At 42.2% G+C, this 4,134-nt stretch carries 3 protein-coding genes; 2 read left to right on the top strand and 1 reads right to left on the bottom strand.

The features are described from left to right. Window positions 1–268 precede the first annotated feature (268 nt). On the top strand, window positions 269–973 hold the full coding sequence (locus OKX56_RS11910; protein ID WP_287896554.1) for a Crp/Fnr family transcriptional regulator: 705 nt from the start codon (window positions 269–271) through the stop codon (window positions 971–973). A gap of 814 nt (window positions 974–1,787) precedes the next feature. Here the strand turns inward: OKX56_RS11910 and OKX56_RS14970 are convergent. Next, on the bottom strand, window positions 1,788–2,267 hold the full coding sequence (locus OKX56_RS14970) for an IS3 family transposase (protein ID WP_081580521.1): 480 nt from the start codon (window positions 2,265–2,267) through the stop codon (window positions 1,788–1,790). A gap of 304 nt (window positions 2,268–2,571) precedes the next feature. Here OKX56_RS14970 and OKX56_RS11915 point away from each other — a divergent pair. After that, window positions 2,572–4,134: reductive dehalogenase (locus OKX56_RS11915; RefSeq protein WP_287896556.1), on the top strand; the 1,563-nt coding region annotated here is incomplete at its 3' end.

Below are 4,134 nucleotides of genomic sequence, written 5' to 3' on the forward strand. Positions count from 1 at the left end.
ACTTCCGGTTTGGAATCGTAAATTCCGGAAAATCGCGGATTTTTAGATGACTAGAATTTACTCTTGCAACAGGTGTGCTGAACTAGAATTTACAAATGCAAACTGGAAGTCAGGTTTCCAATTCACCCATTTTTTTTTCGACTTGGAAAATAAAGCATATTCTTGAAATATATTTAACATATTATCCTTATTTAGATAATATTTGCAGTTAGTTGCTATAAGAACTCCTTAAAATTAAATTTATTATTTTGTAAGGGGGATATTGTCTATGTCGGAAGATATTTATACTTTGACTAAATTTTTAAATTATCCTTGGCTAAATACAAATAAGAAAATTATCGACTTTATGCAAAAATTTAATCAACGTATAACCCTTAAAAAAGGGGAACTATTCATAAAATATGGACAAGAATTAACTGCTGTCTATGGTGTAGAAGAAGGGCTGCTTGGAATTCGTTTCTTAACTCTGAACGGCAAGCAAAGAACTCGAGCAATTATAGGACCTGGAGGAGCAACTAGCGTTATTGATGTTATTAAGAGAATTACTAGTTCACCTTACGAGGCTTATGCATATGAAGATACAACAATAATTTATATAACTAAAGAACAAGCACTGGAAGGGATAATAGGCGATCCTACGTTATCCTTAGCTTTCATGGAATCCTTAGGTGACATTGTTTTTACATTACTAGAACGCTTGGAAAGTTCGTCTTCTTACTGTCCAAAACAGAGACTAATATTATTTCTTCGTAATCTTAATGACCCATTTCAAGTTGAAGAAAACGGATGGTATCGTGCTAAATATAAATTCACACATCAAGATATTGCAGATATTATTGGTACCACCAGAGAATATGTTACATTACATTTAACTGATTTAAAAAAGAAAGGATTAATTAAAGTGATGGAACACTATATATACTTTTGCAAAGATTTCAAAACCATAATTCGTCCTGAATTATATTCTGAATAATATTAATATCTTTAGTAAATTATAATGACTCAACTTTCGAACCCTAGTTGTGCGAATATAAAAACACGACCTACGCTCGGTCGCGACCGAAAGTTGAGATAATTGCTAATCAAAAATAGTATAAATACTAATTTTTTTATTAATAGGATTTTATGGGGAGGGGAGCAGTAAAATATAAATACTGCTCCCTCTGGAATAGATAACGGTAGTTTACGCATTTGAACAAAATTACTTTAGTACTAAATGAGTTAATCACGACGTTACCTCATGAACTTCCACTTGCTACCGACACTGGCGATGGTGACTACTACAAGGAACCAACGAAATAAGACCGGACGCTCGGCGCTTGCCCGAAGGAACTTTTGTTATCTGCGGATCAAAAAGTCCCTTCGGTCCTCCAGCTTACTTATTTGCTCGTGTCACTGGGATGCCAGCGCGCATATCCTCGGCCTTAAGCCTGCGGTATCCCGCGTGGCACCCTGACACTTAACTCATTACTTTGATCAAATCAAACTTTAAGATGCATCTATTTTAGATTCATCTTTATCCTCCTGACTTTAGGAGAAAGGAGGTCGAAAATCGCCGGAACGTTTGAAATACAAGCGTTTCGGCGATTTTAAAATGTCCTATTATTTCAGGTTTATCGTCAGATCCAGCTTGGTACATGAGCGGAACTTTGTCAAAGTAATATTGGTTTTAAGGAGCTTCAGAATCTTAGCTAGATCAAGGTAAGCCTGGGAGACTTGTGTAGGAGTTACGACATTGTTAGGGTATTCTCCCTGAACCAACCCTAATGGCTCATGAATGGCTTCCATTATTCTGGCAGCTGAGGCATTCTTTTGATGAATCTACTAACCCTCGGGCGACTCCTAGACGATGTAATACCCAATTGATAGAGCATTTCCAGCATGGATTCGCCTTTCATCGGGCTACCATTATCAGAATGCAAGACCAAAGGTTCTTCTTGTCGGGTTATATTCTGAGCCATGACTGCCCACCGAATGAGTTGACTGGCATGTTCCGCACTTTCTTCGATCCAGACTTCCCATCCGACAATGTCTCGGCTAAAGATGTCCAGGATGAGATATAAATAGAAGTAGATTCCTCTAACAGGGCCTGGCAAATATGTAATATCCCAAGACCGTACACGATTAGGTTCGGTCGCACAATGCGTGGATTTAGGTCTGCTGGAGGGTGCCTTACAACGTCCACGATGATTCTGTTCACCTGCTTCATGCATGACTCGATAGAAGGTTGATTCGGAGGCGATGTAGATACCTTGGTCCGCAAGCATCGGGACAATCTGACTGGGTGGTAAACTTTGAAATTCAGGTTAGTTGACTAATTCTAGAATCTCCTTGCATTCTGCTTCCGTAAGTTTATTCGCTGGTTCAGAGCGCTTTGCCAAGGGTCTCCGATCTGCTTCAGGTGCCCCATTCTTACACTAACGTTGCAATGTTCGTACCGATATGCCAATTTCTTTACAAGCCATCTGTTGGTGTGCTCATATATTGTATATCCCTGCACATCAAAATTAATAGAGTAGTTTTATAATAATTATTAGGCACGTGCAATTATTATTAAGGAGGAAGATTCGAATGGGAGAAATCAACAGGAGGAATTTTTTAAAAGCCTCGATGCTTGGAGCAGCTGCAGCTGCTGTAGCCTCGGCATCTGCGGTGAAGGGGATGGTTAGCCCCTTGGTGGCTGATGCTGCGGACATCGTGGCTCCGATCACGGAAACCTCAGAATTTCCATACAAGGTGGATGCAAAGTACCAACGTTACAATAGTCTGAAGAACTTCTTTGAAAAGGCTTTCGACCCGGAAGCAAACAAGACTCCTATTAAGTTTCATTACGACGATGTTTCCAAAATCACAGGCAAGAAAGATACGGGGAAAGACCTGCCCACGCTGAATGCGGAAAGACTTGGGATCAAAGGGCGTCCAGCGACACATACAGAAACAACCGCTCTTTTCTTTACTCAACATTTTGGTGCCATGTTAACCCAGCGCCATAATGAAACAGGCTGGACCGGGTTGGATGAGGCCTTGAACGCCGGCGCCTGGGCTGTAGATTTTGATTATTCCGGATTTAACGCAGCAGGTGGTGGTCCGGGAACTGTAATCACGCCTTATCCCATAAATCCTATGACCAATGAAATAGCTAATGAGCCTGTCATGGTACCCGGTTTGTACAACTGGGACAATATCGATGTTGAAAGTGTGCGACAACAAGGCCAACAGTGGAAATTCAAATCAAAGGAAGAAGCCAGTAAAATGGTTAAAAAGGCAGCCTGTTTCCTGGGAGCCGATCTGGCCGGCATCGCACCCTATGACGAGCGTTGGACCTATTCTACCTGGGGCAGGAAGATTCCAAAACCTTGTAAAATGCCCAACGGCAGAACCAAATTATTGCCATGGGATTTGCCAAAGATGCTGTCAGGCGGGGGAGTAGAAGTTTTCGGACATGCAAAATTTGAACCTGATTGGGAGAAGTATGCAGGTTTCAAACCAAAAAGTGTGATTGTCTTCGTTCTTGAAGAGGATTACGAAGCTATGCGCACCTCACCGTCAGTCATTTCCAGTGCCACGGTGGGGAAAAGTTACTCCAATATGGCAGAAGTAGCTTACAAAATCGCGGTTTTTCTGAGGAAGCTTGGCTATTATGCAGCGGCGTGCGGAAACGATACCGGATTAAGTGTTCCTATGGCCGTTCAGGCCGGGCTTGGAGAAGCAGGCAGAAACGGACTTTTAATTACCCAGAAATACGGTCCCAGAGTGCGTATTGCTAAAGTCTATACCGATTTGGAACTTGTTCCGGACAAGCCTAAGAGTTTCGGTGTACGCGAGTTCTGCCGCCTGTGCAAAAAATGTGCGGATGCCTGCCCCGCCCAGGCCATCTCCCATGAGAAAGACCCTAAGGTTCTGCAGCCAGAGGATTGTGAGGTAGCCGAAAATCCATATACTGAAAAATGGCATCTTGATTCCAACCGTTGCGGCTCTTTCTGGGCCTATAACGGTAGTCCCTGCACAAATTGTGTAGCTGTATGTTCGTGGAACAAAGTCGAGACCTGGAACCACGATGTGGCCAGAATAGCCACTCGAATACCATTGCTTCAGGATGCAGCCCGCAAGTTTGATGAATGGTTCGGCTATAAC

Origin of the sequence: Dehalobacter sp. (genome assembly GCF_030063005.1) — a bacterium.
GTDB lineage: Bacteria > Bacillota > Desulfitobacteriia > Desulfitobacteriales > Syntrophobotulaceae > Dehalobacter > Dehalobacter restrictus.

Bases quoted from the DNA above. Each gene is read 5' to 3' on its own strand.
- OKX56_RS11910 (WP_287896554.1), top strand. From the start codon at position 269: ATGTCGGAAGATATTTATACTTTGACTAAATTTTTAAATTATCCTTGG.
- OKX56_RS14970 (WP_081580521.1), bottom strand. From the start codon at position 2,267: ATGCTTGCGGACCAAGGTATCTACATCGCCTCCGAATCAACCTTCTAT.